We start from the raw sequence: 20,726 nt of genomic DNA, 5'->3' as shown, positions 1-20,726 counted from the left end.
TCCAAAAGGGGTGACATTAAGGCCTAAGGTCTGCCTTGTTTCTTCACTTGGTTAAAGCAAGAAACAAAACAAGTGTCGGGGTAAACAGGCCCTAATGTCATTTTCTCAGCTTATGTGTCAATTACTCGATTAGTTCATTAATGCATCGGTTAAGTGGAAGCCATAAATAAGCACTAAACCAATTAACCCTGTTGCGATTAAATAGTAGAAGGTTGGGATGATGGTTTTGCGTAAAGTGGCACCTTCGCGACCAAGCAATCCAACGGTTGCCGATGCAGCTACCACATTGTGAATTGCAATCATGTTACCTGCTGCGGCACCCACGGCTTGCAATGAAACAACCACCGCACTTGAGATAGACAGGGTTTGAGCTACCTCAAACTGGAATTGGCTGAACATCATGTTAGAGACGGTATTCGAGCCTGCGATAAAGGCACCTAATGCACCAATGGTGGCACTGAGCATTGGGAACGCTTCGCCCACTAGCCCTGAAGCAAAGTTGGCGGTTGTTACAGGCATACTGGCTAAATCTGCTGCATTGACACCCGAGTTAATGAAGATTCGCACCATAGGAATGGTAAACACAAGAACAAAGCCGGCACCGATCAATGTCTTACTCGACTCGCCAAATGCTTTAGCCAGGGGCGCAGCACTACGAGCTTGGAATATCACCGCGACAAGAGCGACAAAGACGAGGATTCCACCGGGTAGATAGAGCGGCTGAATGGCTGCACTGATCCCTGTTTCACCAAGAATATTGCTAAAGGATAAGCTGACACTTTTTAGTAATCCTTTGAACTCAGGGCTGACTCGGCTCGCGACTAACGTGACGGCTAGAAGAACATAAGGTGCCCATGCGACAGCAATGTTCATTGGCTTTGTTTTGTCATCATTAAGGTCGATTTTAAGTGATCCTAACCATTCTACTGGCCATTTATCTTCGCTTTCAAAATCCCACTTTGATTTAGGTACTAAGAAGCCTTTTTTAGCTGCGGTAACGACGATCGCAAGGCCGATCAATCCACCGATTAGAGAAGGGAACTCTGGCCCAAGAAAAACGCCCGTTAACGCATATGGAATCGTAAAGGCAAGACCAGCGAAAAGAGCAAACGGTAGAATGTCTAATCCTTCCGTCCAGCTTCTGTTTTTACCAAAGAATCGTGTCAGCATCATTGCCATTAGTACTGGCATTAATGTCCCGACGGTTGCGTGAATCATCGCGACATTAGAGGTGATTTGTTGCAAGTAAATGTCCCAAGTTGAGCCATTTGCAACCAGCACTTCCCCAATTCCATGAGTGTCTAACCCACGGTTTACCCCAACAATGATTGGTGTTCCTACCGCCCCAAATGAAACTGGGGTGGATTGGATCATCATGCCCATCAATACCGCTGCAAGAGCTGGAAAACCAATCGCGACAAGTAAAGGTGCTGCGATAGCCGCAGGGGTTCCAAAACCAGAAGCCCCTTCGATGAACGAACCAAAACACCAAGCAATGATGATGGCTTGAACACGTCGGTCGGTTGAGACATCAGTAAAACCGTTACGGATGGTGGTGATGGCTCCGGTGTGTTTTAAAGTGTTTAATAAAAAGATAGCGCCAAACACAATCCAGAGTACTGATACGGTGATACCTAAACCTTGAAAGACAGACGCTAACACACGGTTAACGGACATGTCCCAAAAGACGAGGGCAATGATAACCGTCAAACCAAAGGCGACGGGCATGGCTTTTTTGGCTGGCCAATTAAGACCAACAAGTAGAATTGCCGCAATGACAATTGGTGAAAAGGCGAGTAGTGCTAATATTGTTTCACTCATGGGTACTTCCTCGTACAACATTTCCTATCGGACTATTATTGTTTTTATCGTTATGGGTAGATCTAATTTTTGTCGTTATGGGCAAAATGTTTATTGTTGAATTATTCACACTTAATTTAACAAATGTGACTGGGTTGTTAATTTCAGGTGACATTACCCCTTTATTTTTTATTGATATAGGGAAATAATGAAAAAGATTGATTCCAAAAGTGATGTAATAGAATGAGAGCAGATGACTTAATCCTTTTCTCCCAAGTGGTAGAGATGGGCACTTTTAGTAGGGTGGCAGAGCAGAATAACCTTACAAATTCAGTAGTTAGCAAAAGAATTGCGCGGCTTGAAGAAGATTTAGGGGTTCAATTATTATATCGAACAACGCGTAAATTAACGCTTACCGAAGCGGGTAAAGCGCTGGCGCATGGTGCGAAAACTGTGAAGCTCGCCGCTGGTGAGGCTATGGAAGCAGTTTCAGGCTTTGGGGAGAATGTGACAGGGCATATTAAAATGTCTGTCCCAAGTATTTCGGGAGATTTGATCTTGGCGGATGCAGTAGCTGAATTCTGCAATATGCACCCAGGTTTGAGTGTAGACATGTCGTTAGATAATAAGTTTGTCGATCTTATTGATGGTGGCTTCGATTTAGTGATTCGAACAGGTTACTTGGAAGACTCAAGTTTAAAAGCAAGGCATATCATTGATTCTCAATGGGTGGTGTGTGCTTCACCTTCTTATATTGCGAAGAACCGAAAACCATTAAAGCCAGAAGATTTGGTGGAACATAATTGCCTTCAGTATGCTTATCAAACCACGGGAGCGTCAGAGTGGGAGTTTAAAGGGAAAAAGGGCAATTACATTGTGCATGTATCAGGGAGCTTTTCGACCGATAATGCGACTGCGCTAAGAAAAGCGGCACTTGGTGGCCATGGCGTGGCGTACGTACCTCGATGCTTGGTGTATCACGACATTCGTAACGGTCAGCTGGTGGATATTTTTCCTGATCTTGTCGGTAAAAAACTTGGGATTTACGCGGTATACCCTTTTACGCGACAACCGCCTAATAAGGTAAAGCTACTGATTGAGCATATACGGACACGATACCTCACCATTTCGCACTATTTCTAGAAATTAGGTGGTTTCTTATTGTTTATTGATCTTGTTGATAGTTATCATTTTGCATTTAGATGATAATCATACTCATTTACCCTTGTGTGTTGTGAGGGTATAAGGATTTGTCGAGAGCCGAAGGTGCTGAGCTCCTCACTGACGTAATAATATAGGAACAGGAAATGAATGAATTTGACCGCTTTGTCATTGCTCGGGCGCTGCATGTGTTTGCGGTTGTGCTTTGGATTGGAGGCGTAGCATTTGTTACTACCGTTTTAATCCCAGCTCTTAGAAAAATGCCAGAGAAAGAGAGCAGGCTAGCCTTGTTTGAGCAGTTGGAAGGCAAGTTTAGTTTACAAGCTAAGATCACCACATTATTAACCGGGTTATCGGGTTACTACATGCTTGAAGTGATGAATGCGTGGGACCGATATTTGCACCTTCAATTTTGGTGGATGCATCTTATGACGTTTGTCTGGGCTATTTTCACTCTGGTATTGTTTGTGTTGGAGCCTTTAGTGCTGCATAAGTGGTTTCATAAACAAGCAGAAACTGACAGCGACAAATCATTTTTCATGCTGCATTTAATGCATAAGGTACTGCTGACGTTGAGTTTAGTGGCGGTAGTTGGCGCGGTAGCGGGTGCTCACGGGTATGTGTTTGCGTTTTGAGTTAAGTTTTTGTAAAAGAAAACCACCGCGTCCATGCGGTGGTTTGGTCGGCGGCCAAACCGAGTGTTAACAGAATAGTGGCGAGAATTCAGTAAGATCGAGATTCAAAATATTGCCGATTACGCAGCATCCTCATTCGTGCTTTCATCCAGATCAAATGACGCATCAATTAAACGTTTGGTGTAGTCATGCTGAGGTGTATTGAAAATATCTTCTGCTGTTCCTTGCTCCATGACCTCTCCTTTTTGCATCACCAATACACGATCGGACAGTGCTTTTACGACACTAAGATCATGGCTGATGAATAAGAAGCCAATATTGTGTTTCAATTGAATCTCTTTAAGTAGCTCGATCACGGTAAGTTGAACGGAACGATCCAAGGCTGATGTTGGTTCATCAAGTAAGATAAAAGAGGGTTCTAGAATGAGTGCGCGTGCGATGGCGATTCGTTGACGCTGCCCCCCAGAAAACTCATGTGGATAACGATTGATGGCACTCGTTTCGAGGCGAACTTCCTCTAGGGCTTTGCATGCTCTTAATAGACGATCCGATTTTGACAGGTGTGGCTGGTGAACCATTAAACCTTCAGTGATGATTTCCCCTACAGTCATACGTGGAGACAGTGAACCATATGGATCTTGGAAAACCATTTGAATATCTTTTTTCAGAGAAAAACGCTCTTTGTCTGTTAATAAACTGACATCTTGACCCTTGAATTGAATCTTTCCTGAAGAGGGGAGTAAGCCAATGAGAGCTCGTCCTAGTGTTGATTTACCTGAACCCGATTCACCAACAATGCCTAAAGTTTCGCCTTGCTTTAAATTTAACGAGATGCCTTTAACCGCTTCAAAATATTGATTTCTACTTTCGATGAAATGAGGTTTTATGAGAAATTTAACTCGAATATTTTCAGCAGAAAGCAACATTGGAGCCCCCGTTTCTACAGGGGATTTATTTCCTTTTGGGATCGAGTTGATTAACATCTCCGTATATTCATGGGTGGGGTTTTGGAAGAGAGTCTGAGTGTGTCCTTCTTCAACCACATCCCCTTTACACATTACGATCACTCGATCGGCAAAGTGTTTAACGACGCCTAAGTCATGGGTAATGAACAAAATCGCCATTCCCATTTTCTGCTGGATCTCTTTGATTAAATTAAGAACCTCAGCTTGCACCGTTACATCAAGTGCCGTTGTCGGTTCATCTGCAATGAGTAAATCAGGCTCGTTGATTAAGGCCATCGCAATCATGATTCGTTGAAGCTGCCCGCCAGAAAATTCGTGTGGATACTTACTGTAAGCCTGCTCGGGCCTAGGGAGGTGTACGAGTTCAAACAGTTCTAAGACCTTGATCTTTGCTTGACGTTTATTGATTGAACGATGACACATGATCGCCTCTGCAACCTGAATACCAACGCGCATATACGGATTCAGTGATGTCATGGGTTCTTGAAAAATCATCCCAATTCGATTTCCGCGTATCTTTTGCATCTGTTTGTCATTCTTTGTAAGTAATGACTCACCTTCAAAGGTAAGGCTCGATTCAGGATCGACAATGGCATTGCTTGGCAACAAACGCATAAGCGCACTGCTGGTCACTGATTTTCCCGATCCTGACTCCCCGACGATCGCGAGTGTTTCATTCTTATTGAGGTCGAAGCTGACCTGATTTACAGCGTTAACTACACCATCATTAGTCGTAAAACTTACGGAGAGATTACGAACTTTTAAGAGAGCATGAGACAGCATTGAATATCCTTATCAATTAATCACGCATGAGCGGGGTGGTAGGTCTGAGTAAATTTTGAGCTTATTAAATTGTTGATGTGTCTGTTCAATTTCACCGAACGTCACTAACCATTGAGCATCTCGTTGGGCATGGCAGAACACGGCCATATGATGGAGTAGATCATCACAATGTTTAGAAAGGGCGGAGTGGACGCTGGCAATGATTCTCGAAGGCTCTATCGATAAAAACTGTAACAGAGCGTAGGATTGATTGAGTGATGTAAAGGCCTGATTAGGACGCCCAAGTTGATTATATATTTGGGATTGAGACACGGCGGCATCTTTTAAACCTGAAAGTAAACAAGCAAATTGACAAGGTTTAACATGGTGATCATTCACCGCAGTTTGAATATGAGTCGGCAGGTGGTGTAGGACATCTTCATACAAATAATGGGCTTCGGGCCAGTGTCCCTGTTCCATAAGTTGCTCGGCTTTTAAGTAGCGAGTCCAGCACTGTTGCAATTCCATATTGAGTCTCTCCATCGTTCATTCTGCGCTTATTAGAATGCAAATTAATCTCAATTGCAAATGGTTATCATTACATTTATCGAAAATGAATTGTCTAATTAATGTCCAGTTAAACGCGAATGTTGCCTAAGTCACTAAAATACTTATGAATTGCATCTACACTGAACTTATATGAAGTATTTTTACAGGATGTAGGAGGCGGTAATGGCGATTAAACAATTATCTTCAGAGCAGTTATATCAAGTAGCAGATCTTGAAATGCTACCGTGTAAATCGACCAAAGAACTGGCCCCCATTGATGAAATCGTAGGACAAGAACGCGCCCAAAAAGCGGTTGAATTCGCGATGTCGATCAAAGAGAAAGGCTATAACATTTACGCAATTGGGCAAAATGGCCTCGGTAAACGCACCATGATTTTGCGTTACTTGAATCGTCATCCACATGAAACCGAGCAGCTGTTTGATTGGTGTTATGTCACTAATTTTGATGATGTGCGTACGCCGAAAGTATTGAAGCTTCCACAAGGCGTAGGGAAAAAACTTAAACAAGATATTGAAAAGTTGATGACCAAATTGGTCAAGGCGATGCCTTTGGCTTTTGATAATGAAATGTACTTCAGTCGTGCGGATAAACTGAAAACACAACTTGATAAAAAACAACAAGTTGCTCTTGAAGGGATCAGCAATGAAGCCAAAAGCAAAGGTGTGAGTTTAACCCTGACGAACCAAGGGGACTACCAGTTTGTCGCTATGAATGGCGAGGAGTTACATACTGAAGAGAGCTTCGATGAGTTATCGCCTAAGCAGCAAAGTGAATTTGATAAGACCATTGATTTCCTTGAAGTCAGCTTACGCAATATGTCTCGTGATTTAACGGAGCTTGAAGAGACTTTCGCTGAAAAAATTCAAAAGCTGAATGACGATGTAACGCTCGATGTGATTACCCATTTTATTAAGCAGCTAAAAGCCGATTACAGTCAGTATCCAGAGATAAAAAAACACCTCACTGAACTGCAAAAAGACATTGTTGAAAATGCCGATATTTTCCTTGAAGAGGGGAATGAGCAAGCTGAAATTGCCACCGCTTCTTTGGATAAGAAATTGCCTCGACGCTACAAGGTGAATGTTCTCGTGAGTCAGGCCGAAGGCAAATATCCTATCGTGGTCGAAGAGAACCCAAATTATCATTCTCTGTTTGGTTATGTTGAAACCGCGACGTTCAAAGGGACGGTGTTTACCGACTTCTCGTTGATTCGCGCGGGGAGCCTGCATAAAGCAAACGGTGGCGTTCTGTTGATGGATGCAGTCAAAGTGCTTGAGCAACCTTATGTATGGGATGGGCTGAAACGCGCGCTACGTTCAAGACAGCTAAGCTTTACCTCATTAGAGAAAGAGGTCACGCTGACTGGAGCGGTCTCATTGGATCCTCAGCCTATTCCGCTTGATGTGAAAATTATTCTGTTTGGTGATTACCGCACTTATCAATTACTTCAACATTATGACGCAGAATTTGGTGAGCTATTCCGAGTGACGGCTGATTTTGAAGATGAAATGAAGCGTACACCGGATTCTGAACTTCACTATGCGCGATTCATTTCGAGTATCGTTCATGACAACAATATGCTGCATTGTGATCGTAAAGCAATCGCAAGGATCATTGAACACAGCTCTCGCCAAGCGGGTGATCAAAGCAAGTTATCACTTCATTCTGCTCACATTGCCAATCTATTGCGTGAGTCTAATTATGTGGCTAAAACCGCTAAATCGAATCTGATCCGCTCTAGTCATGTAGAACAAGCGCTGGATAATCAGCAGTTGCGAGTCGGTAGGTTGCAAGACAGCGTGATGGAGACATTTGTCAATGGTACAACGCTTATACGCACCTCCGGCGAGGCGATAGGGCAGGTGAATGCATTGTCGGTGCTAAGTACCAGTGATCATATGTTTGGCGCGCCTAACCGAATTACCGCAACTACTGCCTATGGTGAGGGTGAAGTGATCGATATTGAGCGAAACGTTGATCTTGGAGGAAGTATCCACTCTAAAGGTGTGATGATTTTGTCTGCGTATCTTTCATCAGTATTTGGTAAAACGGCACGAATACCACTGACTACCAATATTACGTTTGAGCAGTCTTACGGTGGAGTCGATGGTGACAGTGCCAGCATGGCTGAATTTTGCGCGGTAGTGTCCGCCTTTTCAAAGCAGCCAAATCGACAGGATATTGCGATCACGGGTTCAATGAATCAATTTGGTGAGTCTCAGCCCATTGGTGGCGTAAATGAAAAAATTGAAGGCTTTTTTGACGTTTGTGTGATCAAAGGGCGTTCAGCAGAGCAAGGGGTGATTATCCCTCAATCTAATATTCATAACTTGATGTTACGACCTGACATTGTAAAAGCGGTTGAGAAGGGGGAGTTCCATATTTGGGCAATTGAGCATGTGACGGAAGCGATTGAGATCTTCACTGGTAAAGAAGCAGGTATCGCAAGCGAAGAGGGTAGCTATCCGATCAATACAATCTTTGGTATCGCACAAGCTAAACTCAATGCACTGCGTAAGTAATAGAAAGTAAAGGGTTTAAAATGCAAGGGACGGCATAATTGAGCCTGTGAATTACATTATACCAATCACAGTAAGTAGATGGTCATAAAAAGCGTAGGAAAAATGCTTGAGAACAAGGCAGAAATTTTCGATAAGTAGTTATTCTACAATCAAAATTTCTAACGCCGTTATCGAGTATTTTAACAAGCTAGGATGACCAGTTATTTACTACGATTGGTATTATATGCGTATAGTGTGCTATAGATAATAGCTGAGCAATCAAAAGGAATTGTAATGCTTAAAGGTTCTATCAGTGAAAATTTACCAAGCAGTCGTTTGGATGATCTCGATGTTTTTATGTTGAATCAAGCTTTCGCGCATATCAACTCTGCGGTGATTGTGGCGGATCTTTCTCGGAAAATTGTAATGGTCAATGCGGCGGCAACATCGCTTTTTGGTTATTCCGAGGAGGAGCTGCTAAACCAAAGTACGCGGATGCTCTATGCAGACGAAAGTAATTTTTACAAAACAGGTAAAGACCGTTTTAACCCAACGGCCAAAAAAGAAAATGAAGCATCTCATGTGCAGTACCGTTGTAAGTCTGGGCGTATTTTTCAAGGGCAAACTTCTGGTGGTGCGATAAAAAATATTTCAGGGAATAACGCTTTCTACATTGGTATTATTTTAGATGAATCTTATCGGCTTAGTGCTGAAGAGACATTGAACCAGCTGCATAAAGTGACCTCATCTCGTGACTTAAACTATTCCGAAAGGGTTCAGGCCATTTTGGAATTAGGGTGTACGCACTTTCAACTGCCAATTGGTATTGTGAGTAAGATTTCCGGCAACCATTACGAAGTGCAAAATGCCACTCACCCCGATGACGCCTTGTCGGCAGGAATGGTTTTCGATTTGACGGGAACCTATTGTTGCCACGTATTTAAGGCAAATGATGTTCAAGGCTTCCATCATGTCGCGCAGAGTTCCATTGCAAAACACCCTTGTTATGAAAATTTTGGATTAGAAGCGTATTTAGGGGCTCCCATTTTTGTTGATGGGGAGCGTTACGGTACATTGAATTTCTCTAGCGTGACAAAAACACGTTCGTTTATTCGTCAAGATTACGAATTAATACGTCTTTTTTCTGAATGGATTGGACATGAAATTGCACGAAATAAAGATCTATTTGCACTGGAAGTTGCCAATACAAAGTTGGTTAAAGTGGCAAGCACTGACGAATTAACGGGATTGGCAAACCGACGAAGTATCGAACAGGTACTTAATGAACAATTATCATATTGTCAGTCGCTTGGATCCAATATGTCGGTGGCATTGATTGATTTCGACGATTTTAAGGCAATTAATGATACTTACGGGCATACCGTCGGTGATGACTCATTAAGGCTATTTTCTGACATTGCGAAAAGCCATTGTCGTAAAAATGACTGCTATGGACGATGGGGGGGAGAAGAGTTTCTGGCTGTTTTACCTCAAACTGATCTTCATGGCGCATCGCTACAGATTAAAAGAATACAAGACAGCTTGAAAAATAGTTGTTTAATACAAACCGATTCCGCGATTAATCTAACTCTAAGTGTGGGGATTACGGAGTTTCATCCTAATGATCGCTTTGAAGATATTTTGATGCGAGTGGATAAGCTAATGTACCAAGCGAAGCGCCGAGGAAAAAATTGTATTGAAACGGGTTAATGATCTTTTGGAATCGCTATTCCTATAGGGAAGTTACGTCGTTATCACGATCAATCGTTAACGACGTTTAACTGAAGGTTATTTACGCAAGACTAATTTAGCCCCATCGAACTTGAGCTGGCTCAATAGGTTTTTGGCATTTATTTTGCCATTATCATCAAACTCTAGGCCATACTTCGAGTAGTGAGTCGATTTTTGTAAGTTACATACCCGCCCTTTTAATGGCGCAAATACTTGACCTCTGCGGGCACCTACCATGATTTCTATTGAGATGTCATCACCGATTTGAATTGGTCTTCCTACCGGTGGGGTTACAAACCGACAACCACTTTTCGACAGATCACGGACTTCACACTCAACTTTATGTCCACTTACAAACGCTTTAGCAGCAAGGTTAACGTCATATCGAATCTCTTTTCGTAACTGAGTTACTTGCATCGTATTCGGGATACTGAGCATAATGAGTGGGATAGGTTCTAATATCTTATGCAAGAGCTGACAGCGAAAATGAATGATCGCACCTTCACCACGATGAGAAAGAGCTCTTACGTTGACCCAAAATCCTGGTTGGAAAAAGAACTCTAAATCATCATCTGACACTTTGGGTATTTCAATAAGGATACACTGATCCGAATGCGTGCCTATGAAGCTGGTGGTCGTAAGAAACTTAGTCCCAACCGGGGTGGAAATATTAAGCGTTAATTCACTGCTATGTTCAACCATCCCAAGCGCATCGGTACTATTGAGTGTTGATACTGTCTTGTTGTGAACTTGCGGTTTCATTAGCGGTGAATTCATCTAGCCTGTCTCCATTTTTGCTATGCGCTTTAATTATCATTTTTATATACTCAAGCTGATTGATATTAAGTTTTGACACGAATATTTACAATAAGCGCATTCGATAAATTATAAAACTTGGAGGTTTAGCATGCATAACGTGACACATAATATTGACGGTGAGTGCTTTTTGGTCGATTTAGAGCAAGGAATGCACGCAACGGTTAAGTACAAACGAGACAATAGTGTCATCACCATCACGTCAACAAGAGTCCCTGATGAGCTACAAGGCAAGGGGTATGGCAAGGTGATGATGGAAAGTGTACTTGCGGAAATTGAGCGTTTAGGACTGACGGTGATTCCTGAATGTAGCTATGTGGTTCATTATATGAATAAGCACACTCAGTGGTCTCATTTGCTAGCCAAGTAATAAGAACTGAAGTAATAAAAACCAGTGCTCCCCCCGATAGGATGATCTACGGGGGGATACAGTATGGCTAGAGTTTGTTCTTTACTCTTGCCATGAAGTAAGTATCAATATATTCCCCATGACGGAAGCAAGAATCGATAGCTTTTCCTTCTATCACAAAGCCTAATTTTTTATATAGGCCAATGGCTTTCTCGTTGTCAGTATTGACCTCGATCTGAATTCGATGAACATTGAGCCAGTTATCTGCCAGCTCAATGACGGTTTCAATGAGTTGTCGGCCAATGCCTAAGCCGTGATAATCATCATGCACACCAAGTCCAAAACTCGCACAATGCTTAGTCCTAGGTCTTTGGGAGTGTTGGAATCCAATATTGCCTACTATCTTGCCATCAATTTCTGCAACGTAGCTGTAAACGCCTTCCGGTATATCGGTCAGCCTTTTTTGCCATGAACTCAGTGTTGGAAGTGGCAATTGTAAGGTTTGGCTCTGAGCAAGCGGTTGTGAGTAAAGTTCACATAGTCCAGATGCATCTTTGATGTCGCTAGGACGAATTATTATTTCCATATTCTTGCTCCAAAGTGATCAAATAACCAATAATGTAGCGATAACTTGATGAAATGAATAGCGTTAAATAAGGATTGTTAATTATTCGTTACTGAGAGTATGATCATTTTTTTAAAGCAAGGAAGAGTCATGCATAGCCCTCCTCAACAGGCCACTTGGAAAACGCCACAAAATTTCCTCTTAATCATCTCAATTATTGTCCCTATCGCGTTTGCTAGTTGGATGGCGCTGCTGAATAATTTTGTTATTGAACGTGCAAACTTTAGCGGCGCTGATATTGGTCTGTTGCAAAGTGTCAGGGAGATCCCAGGCTTTTTAGCTTTTACCGCAGTGTTTGTGCTGTTATTTCTACGTGAACAGAAATTTATGATCATCGCATTGATGATGTTAGCGGTTGGCGTTGCGATTACAGGGCTCTTTCCATCGGTGACCGGGTTGCTCTGTACGACACTACTGATGTCTGTGGGCTTTCACTATTTCGAAACATTGAAACAGTCGTTGTCGCTGCAATGGCTCTCGAAAGAGGAAGCTCCCGAAATGTTGGGTAAGCTCATCTCTATTGGGGCTTTGGCTTCGCTATGCACTTATGGTGCGCTATGGGTGATGCTTGAAGTATTTCAGCTAGATTTTAAGTGGGTTTATATGATCACTGGTGGCATCGCGTTCATTCTGGTGGTTGTGATTGCCGTTAGTTTTCCTGAGTTTAAAACAGAAACACCACAGAATAAGAAGTTGGTTTTGAGAAAGCGTTATTGGCTCTATTATGCATTAACCTTTATGAGTGGGGCTCGCCGCCAAATTTTCACCGTTTTTGCTGGATTTTTGATGGTCGAAAAGTTTGGTTACTCCGCGGCTGATATTACGCTTCTATTTTTGATTAACTACCTGTTCAATTTTCTGTTTGCTAAGAAAATCGGTAAAATAATCGGTATTGTCGGCGAGCGAAAAGCGCTAATGTTTGAGTATATAGGGCTAATTTTTGTGTTCATCGGCTATGGATTAGTTAAGAGCGCTGAGTGGGCTGCGGCCTTATATGTGGTCGATCACCTCTTTTTTGCTTTGGCTTTAGCGATTAAAACGTACTTCCAAAAAATTGCTGATCCAGCAGACATGGCTTCGACGGCAGGGGTGTCGTTTACGATAAACCATATTGCAGCGGTAGTTATTCCTGTCACTTTTGGTTTAATTTGGCTGGTATCGCCATCAAGTGTTTTTTATATCGGTGCGGTTATGGCTGGCTTGTCACTGGTTCTTTCTTTGAATATTCCTGTACACCCCAAAGCAGGTAATGAAGTAAGACGGTTTAGTTGGAATTAAATAGATCGGACGGCTGCGATTCAATTACTATTTGAGTAAAGAAAAACCAGTGACCTATGCCACTGGTTTTTTGTATCTAACAGTCAATGCATAGCGAAAATGAAACTATTCCGCGCGGTGACTGTATCTTTATTTAGCGCGATTGAAAGTTACGGTTTCGTAGCTTAATGGCGTTAATGATTTGAGTGGTGTTAGGGTTTCAACAACCGATTGAGCATCGGTATTACACTTCACGGTCTCAGCTTTACAGTTAAGAGCTTGGCCTTGGTACACGACTGACTTTCTCATGACCATTTTGCCTTTTTTCATCTTCTCTTTAAGCTCTAGTTTGGTGACAGGGAAAGCGGTTAAGTTGCCGTCTACGTAAGCGAGATCAACACGCCCTGATTTCTCTGTTTGAGAATCAAATACAATGCCCCATCCGTCATTACCTGTAGCGTGGTAAGCATCCATCGCGACGTTATAGGTCTCTTTGTCTTGCACTGCTGTCCATTTCGGTGAAGAAGGAGTACCAGTATTGATTTCAATTGAGCTCAGCTTTCCTTTAACACCAGAGATAGTTTCATCGAAGGTGTAACGAAGGTTACCGCCGTAAGGGAATTTACCAGCATGTGCACCTTCAGGAAGGGTTGCTGTAATGCTTGAGCTGATCAATGCCTTAATGTTCTCCCCGCTCATTGGAACAATAGATAAAGCATTAGAGAAAGGAAGCAGCTCAAGAGAGATATTTCCTTCGCGTAAATCCCCAAATGCGATGTCCTGACGCACGCCACCTGCACCGACTAGTGATAGATCAGCTTTGATGCCAGCAACCTTAGCGACTTCATCAGAAGCAGCCCAAGCGTATTGACCCCACGCTACAATCGGTGCGACATCTGAACCATGAGCATCGGTTCCGCCATCATTTGGACGTCTTTCGTGGTTAATTGTATCTGGAACAAAAGTGATCACATCACCATAAGCTTCATTTAGGTGAGGTTGGTATTTTTGATCAATCAGCTTACGTAATTCGCTGTTCTCTTCTGTGATCGTAATGTTTTTGGTGTTATCGATGAATGTTTCAACTTTTTTCGTCTCTTTGGCCGCGAGTTTGTTGGTGCGATATTTATCGCCATAGAACTCATCGTTACTTAATAGAGTATTGTGGCCTTTACAGCTGGTGATGGCACCTTGATCATTGAAGTTTGCCTTTACAAGACCGATAGCCTGCGCTGATTCACCCGCTTGAACGATGCATGTTTTACCGCCATCTGGGTTAGCAACAAGGTTTGCGTATGTTCCGTTATCGGCTTTACCTAGGTTTGTGAAATCACCAAGTAAAGTATGAGAGTGACCACCGACAATTAAATCAATACCGTTAACTTTTGACGCTAATTCAACATCCTTTGCATTGCCAATATGAGTGACCGCGACGACTTTAGTAATGCCCATCGCTTTCAATTTATCGACACTTGCTTGAGCCGACATCACCATGTCTGAAAATTCAACGCCGCCCGTTTTGCTGGCGATATCTTTCATATCATCCAGAGCCAGGCCAATAACACCGACTAAGTTGTCACCACTTTTAATGGTTGCCATATCCGTGATTTGAGTCTTCTTGTTACCATCGAATTGGTAAATAAGGTACGGCTGGATATTTTTGTTGCCGTTTAAATACTCGTCACCTTCGATATCGATATTGGCCGCTAGCATTGGAAAATTGATTGATGAAACAAACTCAGCGAGCTTTTCAGTACCAAGATCAAATTCATGGTTACCCATAGCCATTGCATCGATGCCCATCTTGTTAAGCAGATCGGCATTCATCGCGCCATGGTTAAGCTTGAAGTAAGCGCTGCCTTGGAATGCATCACCACCATGGAGAAATAGGAAGCTGTCATTAGCGTCTTTTGCTTGTTGCTTATAAGCAAGTGACTCTTGGTAAACTCGTGGGTAACCACCAAATTCATTGTAAACAAGTTCTTCATTTACTTTGAAGCTTGATTTAACCGCATCAAATGCAGAGTGAGTATCGTTGACGTGCGCGACAGTGAGCTCAAAAGAGTCTTGGGCAATAGCTTGTGCGCCATGCAGGCAAAAGCCAACAGATAATGCAAGAAGAGTGTGATTGAGTTTCATCAGAGAACCTTATTGATTTAATAATGGCGTTTTTATAAATCAATTAGTTACATTAAAAAGTGATCGAGGTAGTAAAAATTTGATTGTTTACTCTATTTTTCATTTATAAATGCGATGAAAGTTTTGCTTTCAATAATAAGAGTAAGCATTGGATGATGTTTGAACCGTCTTAAAGGGGATATGCAAAGTGAAGGCGTATGAAAAAGGCCGCATGTTTATACGGCCTGTTTTCGTTCTTATAAGGATGGAGCGAACGCCATTAGAATGGGTACCAAAATAGGGTTGGCTCGATAACTCGTTTGGTAATGGCTAACATAACGGTAATGCCGATTATAGCCAATAGAATATAGTCGGTTTTAGTCATGGCTTTCAGGCTATACCATGTCCGTGACTTGTGACGACCAAACCCACGTAGTGTCATCGCATTCGATATTTCATCTGCTCTGTCTAAACTAGAAAAAATCAGCGGACCCAGAATTTTGGCCACGTTTTTCATTCGAGTGAAAAAGGGGGCTTTTTTAGATAACTCCACTCCACGTGCTTGCTGAGCATGCATAATATTGACAAAGTCTTTCTTTACTTCTGGCAAATAACGCAGCGTTAAACTCACGGCATAAGCAATCTTGTATGGTACACCTAAGCGATTTAGGCTTGCCGCGAATTCCGTTGGGTGGGTTGTAAACACAAACACCAAAGCGATAGGGAACATGCTGAAGTATTTTAGAGTCACCGTTAACAAATAAAACAGTGTCTCTTGTGTCAGCGAATAACCGCCCGGTAGAGCAAGCAGTATGGTTTCACTGCCCATGAATTCAGTCCCTTGACTCGGTGCGAGCAAATACATAAATAGGGCGTTGAGTAGCAATACACTCGCCGTGCCTATCAGAAGCGGTTTGTATACTTGTACTGGGACCTTGGTCATTTTTAATAACCCCAATCCAACCACTAACAAGCCTGTGATCATACGCAAGTCAAATGTAGTGAGAACTACCGTTACCCATGCCAAAAATAGGATGAATTTAGTGATGCCATTTAGAGCATGCAGAGGGGAGTTGGTATTAATGTAGTTAATACCAAATTTCATTTTAGATGCTTTCATGCTGACCTCTTTCATGTTGAATGAAGTGCTGCATAAATGCGTCCGTTTGGGTGATACCTACCTTAAGTGCGAGTTCGTATAAGCTCGTTGTTGCTAAGTTTGCACTATCCAGTAGCGCTGGTTGGCTGAACACTTGTGTCATTGGAGCATCTGCTATCAGTTTGCTGTCAGAAAATACGATAGAGCGGGTGGTGTACTCTAAGACTAAATGCATATCATGAGAAATGATAACCACAGTAATACCCAACTCGCGGTTTAGCTTCTGAATGAATGCCAGCATTGAGGTGTAATTTCGATAGTCTTGACCTGCGGTTGGCTCATCCAAAATCAGAAGTTCAGGCTCAAGAACCAAGATAGACGCGATAGTGACACGCTTTTTCTGTCCGTAGCTCAGAGCTTCAATTGGCCAATTGCGATATTTGCTTAATCCACATAGTTCTAATATGTGCATGACTTTCTCTTGAACTTGCTCTTCACAAACTCCTCGGTTACGTAAACCGAAAGCAATTTCATCGACGATCATATGGTGCGAAATCATATGATTTGGGTTTTGCATGACTACGCCAACTTTCTGGCTTCGCTCAAAAATAGATAGAGTATCTAGATTGATCCCATTAAGTGAGATGTTGCCTTCATCTGGATCGATAACACCCATGATCAGCTTAGTTATGGTGGACTTACCTGATCCATTTTTGCCTAAGATGGAGACAAACTCGCCTCTGTTGACTTGAAAGGAAACGTCTTGAAGGGCGTTCTTCTCACCATCATAAGAGTAAGTCAGATCTTGAATCGATAGGAGTGGCTCAGTGTAGGGCGTAGGTGTTGTTTCTGGGCGAGCATTAAACCAATTATTCAGTGTTTGCTGGTGTTTCTCGATATTGAATGACACGAGTGACGATAAGTTTTCGTCAGCACTAATTGAAGCGTTTGCCGCTTTTAGTGCTGATAAATAGAGCGGTTCACGGATACCATGTTGCCCTAAAAGAGGTGAAGCAAGCAGCTCATTCGGCGTGCAGTCAGCAACGATTTCACCTTGCTCCATCAATATAATTCTATCAACATGGCGATGTAAGACATCTTCTAAGCGATGTTCAATAATGATGATGGTTTTGTGAGTGCTCTTATGCAGTTGATCAATGATTTCAATCGTCGCTTTACCCGTTTTTGGATCTAAGCTTGCCAATGGTTCATCGAACAAAAGTGTGTCGACATCATCAACGAGAACACCACCAAGTGAAACTCGCTGCTTCTGCCCACCAGAAAGATCATGTGGAGAGTGATCGAGCATCTCATCGAGATCGACCATTTTCGCAGTATTGGTGACAACACTGTGCATTTCATTGGTCGCCATCTGCTGGTTTTCCAGAGCAAATGCGATATCTTCACCAATACTAAGCCCAACAAACTGGCTATCCGTATCTTGTAATACGGTTCCAATTTGTTCGGTAAATTCATGCATGTCGAAATGACGAGTATCGTGATTATTGAGCGATAGTGTGCCCGAGACTTCGCCTTTTATTGCATGTGGAATCAGACCATTTAAACATTGGCCAAGTGTTGATTTACCGCTACCACTTGGGCCAATAATGACGATTTTCTCCCCTTGCTCTATCCGTAGATTGATATTTTTTAGCGTCGGTTTATCCAGCGACTCATATCTAAAAGAGAAGTTCGAAAATTCTATTGTCATTGCCGTTTACGCCTCAGTTAGGTTACGGCTTTGTTTGTTTCTTTTCGCCACAGATTTAAGAATGAAATAACCTACGATAGCGATAAGAACGGTGTTACCAGCAGCAATTATCGATAACTGAGTAAACACTTTAGTAAATGGTTCTGCATATAAAATGGTATCGAGGAACGCTGAACATCCGTAGCCTGCGATATTGCCGACGAGAGCAAGCAGAACGAATAGGATGAAATCTTTATGGTTAAAGTCACCTTTCTCAATGCGATTTTGTGTGAGCGCAGGGAAGAAGCCAATGACTAAACCAACAATGCCTGAGCCAAGTACCCAAGTGATCCAGACGCCCCAACCTGCAAAAAGGTCAGTGACCCAGTGACCGATGAACCCAACTAAAAAACCGACTAATGGCCCAAAAAGTACAGAGAAAAGGGCTAAAACTGCCATTGCTGGTTTAAGAGTGGTGTTGGCAAAGACTGGAACGCCAAACATTGGCAAGCCGCCAATACCGTAAAGGGCTGCGCCAATTGCGATAACAACCACGGTTTTTGCTGAAAGATTCATAGATAACCTTAATTACTAAAATGTTCTTTTTAAAGAGCGGAATGGATCTGCTTTTATTTGCATTTTTCTATTGAGATTAAATAATAAACAAATAGAAAAATAAGCCGCGCATTATACAGGACAACTGACACCCAAGGGAACCTATGTGTCTAGATGTCTAAAAATAAAAAAAGGCAGCTGAATGTCAGCTGCCGTATACATTTTTTCAGAATGTTTGTATTTAAACCGATTGAGTTACCGAGAGGCGTAGCAAGTAGTTTAGACATCGCTAGTGGTCTAGACGTCACTAATGTCTAAGTACAACTAATGGTTTAAATACAACTAATGCTTTAAATACAAGTAATGGTCTAAATGCAACTAATGGTCTAAATACAAATAGTTTTGCCAGCTTTTCATTCGTATTAACACTTTCCGCATGATGGAGACATGAGTAAAGCTATCGGAATAAACAGCCACTTCGACCGCGGTACCGAGCGGTAAATGGTAATCTGACAGGTCATCATTGACTTTCAATTTCACCAGTACGCGGCCATTGGTGCGTAAGGCTTCCGTTCCTACCAAAGTTCCACGAGCTTGAAATTGGCTCTCTCCGATAGTTGGTAGCACATCAATAATTTCACCCTGAAAGACTTTTCCAGGAAGCGCTCTGAATAGAAACTCAGCAGTAAAACCAGGTTGTAGGCGCTGCAATGAATTTTGTCTAAAGGCGGCAGTATAGATTTTGTCTTCAGTGTGGACAAAGGTTGCAACGGGTGCCAAAGGCAGAGGAACCGCCATTACACCAGGTCTTAGGGCCAGTTGAGTCACATATCCGTCTGTGGGTGCCCTGACTATCGTCTGATCTAAATTGAACTCTGCTTGCTGAAGGTCGGCCAGTAATTTTGCAACAGCGGTATTTTCACCACCAATCTCTGAGCTAAGCGCGATTTCAGCTTGATCAAGTTTCGCTTGTGTGACGTTTACAGCCGCTTCGGCCGCTTTATAAGCTTGGCGGCGGGTATCAAGTTGTTGTTCAGTGAATGCGCCTTTATCGTACCCTTTTTGATAACGTAAGAACTCCCGCTTGGCTTTGTCTTTTTCAGCAACGGCTTTGATTTTTGCTGATTCGGCTTCAAAGACATCAGACTTTAGCCCCAGAGCACCTTGGCTTGCTTGTTTTATCTGGGCTTCAATTTTCGCCACTTCAGCCTCAAAAGGAATGGGATCGATTCTAAATAGAACATCTCCTTGTTTAAGCTCTTGGTTCGGCAATACTGGCACTTCCACAACTCGCCCACGAACACCAGACACGACAGGTGTGGTGGTGAACACTTGGTTACCAACTTGGGTGAAAGGGTGATTGTAGTTCATCAACAAAATTAGAGTACCGATTAATACGACACCGCCGAGTACCGCGGTGGGTACCGTCCACTTGTTTAGTGGGATTTTAAATACTTTAAATATCGTGATACACAGAGCGGCATAGGTCATTATCAGAAGTAAGTCCATTATTTATCCTCCTGATTTTGTTGTGCGGTTTGAGATGATGCTAAGGTCGTTTGCCTAGAATCTTGGGCTCGCTCTTGCGAGTCAGGTTGCGAGGGTGCGAATTGGGCGATTTTGATATCAGAGAGCTCTTTTTCAAGTGCCGCAACTTGATCTATCAACACGTCTACACGGTGATGAATATCTTGTTGCTCTTCTTTTATTTTTGCAAATCCCCAGCCTCGATCTTTGCGCCATAATGTTGCCCAAATCCAAAGAAATGGCCAAATCGTATGTAGGGTAAATAGGCTTACCCAGCCTGATACATGAATCGCATCTTGGTGTGGGTGGTCTCGCTCTTTTGCAATCTCATATGGGATGTCATGTATGACGATGACACCATAAAAAATCACAAGAGCAACAAAAATCAAGAGCCCAAGGGCAAAATAGTCTAAAAACATACAGCATCCTTGTGTTTAGTGAAACAGTAAGAAAACGTCTCACATAATATTAGTTAAGTATTTGTTGTAAAATATAAATAATCAACAAAAAGAACTGTGACATATGCGCGAATTCATATTTTGGGTAGAAGAAAAACAGTAACGA

Annotated in this window: 17 protein-coding genes; 6 read left to right on the top strand and 11 right to left on the bottom strand. The window is 42.5% G+C overall.

Features of this window, described 5'->3' with window-relative positions:
* Window positions 1-129: 129 nt before the first annotated feature.
* Window positions 130-1,821, bottom strand: coding sequence for an L-lactate permease (locus L4C39_RS12075; protein ID WP_429746094.1), 1,692 nt, complete (start codon window positions 1,819-1,821; stop codon window positions 130-132).
* A gap of 222 nt (window positions 1,822-2,043) precedes the next feature.
* Here L4C39_RS12075 and L4C39_RS12070 point away from each other — a divergent pair, with 222 nt between their 5' ends.
* Together L4C39_RS12070 and L4C39_RS12065 are read left to right on the top strand one after the other, a co-directional pair.
* The gene (locus L4C39_RS12070; RefSeq protein ID WP_017054361.1) at window positions 2,044-2,943 is read left to right on the top strand and encodes a LysR family transcriptional regulator; all 900 of its coding nucleotides are present in this window, start codon (window positions 2,044-2,046) and stop codon (window positions 2,941-2,943) included.
* A gap of 164 nt (window positions 2,944-3,107) precedes the next feature.
* Window positions 3,108-3,596, top strand: a complete 489-nt coding sequence (locus tag L4C39_RS12065; protein WP_429746092.1) for a hypothetical protein — start codon at window positions 3,108-3,110, stop codon at window positions 3,594-3,596.
* Window positions 3,597-3,715: 119 nt separating this feature from the next.
* Here L4C39_RS12065 and L4C39_RS12060 read toward each other — a convergent pair whose 3' ends face one another.
* Together L4C39_RS12060 and L4C39_RS12055 are read right to left on the bottom strand one after the other, a co-directional pair.
* Window positions 3,716-5,344: an ABC transporter ATP-binding protein gene (locus tag L4C39_RS12060; RefSeq protein WP_429746090.1), complete on the bottom strand. Its 1,629-nt coding sequence runs from the start codon at window positions 5,342-5,344 to the stop codon at window positions 3,716-3,718.
* A 12-nt stretch (window positions 5,345-5,356) separates the two neighbouring features.
* Window positions 5,357-5,851 carry a hypothetical protein gene (locus tag L4C39_RS12055; protein ID WP_017054364.1) on the bottom strand — a complete coding sequence of 165 codons (495 nt, stop codon included), beginning with the start codon at window positions 5,849-5,851 and terminating at the stop codon, window positions 5,357-5,359.
* Between the two features lie 204 nt (window positions 5,852-6,055).
* Between L4C39_RS12055 and L4C39_RS12050 the strand changes: the two genes are divergently transcribed.
* Together L4C39_RS12050 and L4C39_RS12045 are read left to right on the top strand one after the other, a co-directional pair.
* Window positions 6,056-8,416 carry a Lon protease family protein gene (locus L4C39_RS12050; protein WP_017054365.1) on the top strand — a complete coding sequence of 787 codons (2,361 nt, stop codon included), beginning with the start codon at window positions 6,056-6,058 and terminating at the stop codon, window positions 8,414-8,416.
* 273 nt (window positions 8,417-8,689) lie between these two features.
* The gene (locus tag L4C39_RS12045) at window positions 8,690-10,105 is read left to right on the top strand and encodes a sensor domain-containing diguanylate cyclase (protein ID WP_261889954.1); all 1,416 of its coding nucleotides are present in this window, start codon (window positions 8,690-8,692) and stop codon (window positions 10,103-10,105) included.
* A gap of 78 nt (window positions 10,106-10,183) precedes the next feature.
* Here the strand turns inward: L4C39_RS12045 and L4C39_RS12040 are convergent, their stop codons facing one another.
* Window positions 10,184-10,903, bottom strand: a complete 720-nt coding sequence (locus L4C39_RS12040; protein WP_261889953.1) for a flagellar brake protein — start codon at window positions 10,901-10,903, stop codon at window positions 10,184-10,186.
* A 130-nt stretch (window positions 10,904-11,033) separates the two neighbouring features.
* Here L4C39_RS12040 and L4C39_RS12035 point away from each other — a divergent pair, with 130 nt between their 5' ends.
* Entirely contained in the window at window positions 11,034-11,312 is a 279-nt protein-coding gene (locus tag L4C39_RS12035) for a GNAT family N-acetyltransferase (RefSeq protein ID WP_017054368.1), read from the top strand.
* Between the two features lie 67 nt (window positions 11,313-11,379).
* Here L4C39_RS12035 and L4C39_RS12030 read toward each other — a convergent pair whose 3' ends face one another.
* Window positions 11,380-11,877, bottom strand: coding sequence for a GNAT family N-acetyltransferase (locus tag L4C39_RS12030; RefSeq protein WP_017054369.1), 498 nt, complete (start codon window positions 11,875-11,877; stop codon window positions 11,380-11,382).
* 129 nt (window positions 11,878-12,006) lie between these two features.
* Between L4C39_RS12030 and L4C39_RS12025 the strand changes: the two genes are divergently transcribed.
* Window positions 12,007-13,194, top strand: coding sequence for an MFS transporter (locus tag L4C39_RS12025; RefSeq protein WP_136995070.1), 1,188 nt, complete (start codon window positions 12,007-12,009; stop codon window positions 13,192-13,194).
* 129 nt (window positions 13,195-13,323) lie between these two features.
* Here the strand turns inward: L4C39_RS12025 and L4C39_RS12020 are convergent, their stop codons facing one another.
* The 6 genes from L4C39_RS12020 to L4C39_RS11995 all read right to left on the bottom strand — a co-directional run bounded on the left by L4C39_RS12020 (window position 13,324) and on the right by L4C39_RS11995 (window position 20,581).
* The gene (locus tag L4C39_RS12020; protein WP_429746084.1) at window positions 13,324-15,312 is read right to left on the bottom strand and encodes a bifunctional metallophosphatase/5'-nucleotidase; all 1,989 of its coding nucleotides are present in this window, start codon (window positions 15,310-15,312) and stop codon (window positions 13,324-13,326) included.
* Window positions 15,313-15,571: 259 nt separating this feature from the next.
* Window positions 15,572-16,411: an energy-coupling factor transporter transmembrane component T family protein gene (locus L4C39_RS12015; RefSeq protein ID WP_017054372.1), complete on the bottom strand. Its 840-nt coding sequence runs from the start codon at window positions 16,409-16,411 to the stop codon at window positions 15,572-15,574.
* Complete coding sequence (locus L4C39_RS12010) at window positions 16,398-18,101, bottom strand: ABC transporter ATP-binding protein (protein WP_429746081.1); 1,704 nt, start codon at window positions 18,099-18,101, stop codon at window positions 16,398-16,400. The genes L4C39_RS12015 and L4C39_RS12010 overlap by 14 nt, the downstream gene beginning before the upstream one ends.
* 6 nt (window positions 18,102-18,107) lie before the next feature.
* A complete protein-coding gene (locus L4C39_RS12005; RefSeq protein WP_113798487.1) occupies window positions 18,108-18,656 on the bottom strand; it encodes an ECF-type riboflavin transporter substrate-binding protein in 549 nt (182 codons plus the stop codon).
* A gap of 357 nt (window positions 18,657-19,013) precedes the next feature.
* Entirely contained in the window at window positions 19,014-20,144 is a 1,131-nt protein-coding gene (locus L4C39_RS12000) for an HlyD family secretion protein (protein WP_017054375.1), read from the bottom strand.
* Window positions 20,144-20,581, bottom strand: a complete 438-nt coding sequence (locus L4C39_RS11995; RefSeq protein ID WP_113798483.1) for a DUF3302 domain-containing protein — start codon at window positions 20,579-20,581, stop codon at window positions 20,144-20,146. The genes L4C39_RS12000 and L4C39_RS11995 overlap by 1 nt, the downstream gene beginning before the upstream one ends.
* Window positions 20,582-20,726 lie beyond the last annotated feature (145 nt).

This window comes from Vibrio clamense (assembly GCF_050337905.1).
In the GTDB taxonomy this organism is placed as follows: domain Bacteria; phylum Pseudomonadota; class Gammaproteobacteria; order Enterobacterales; family Vibrionaceae; genus Vibrio; species Vibrio cortegadensis.
The sequence above is the reverse complement of the archived record's forward strand: the minus strand, read 5'-3'. Positions and strand labels throughout refer to the sequence as shown.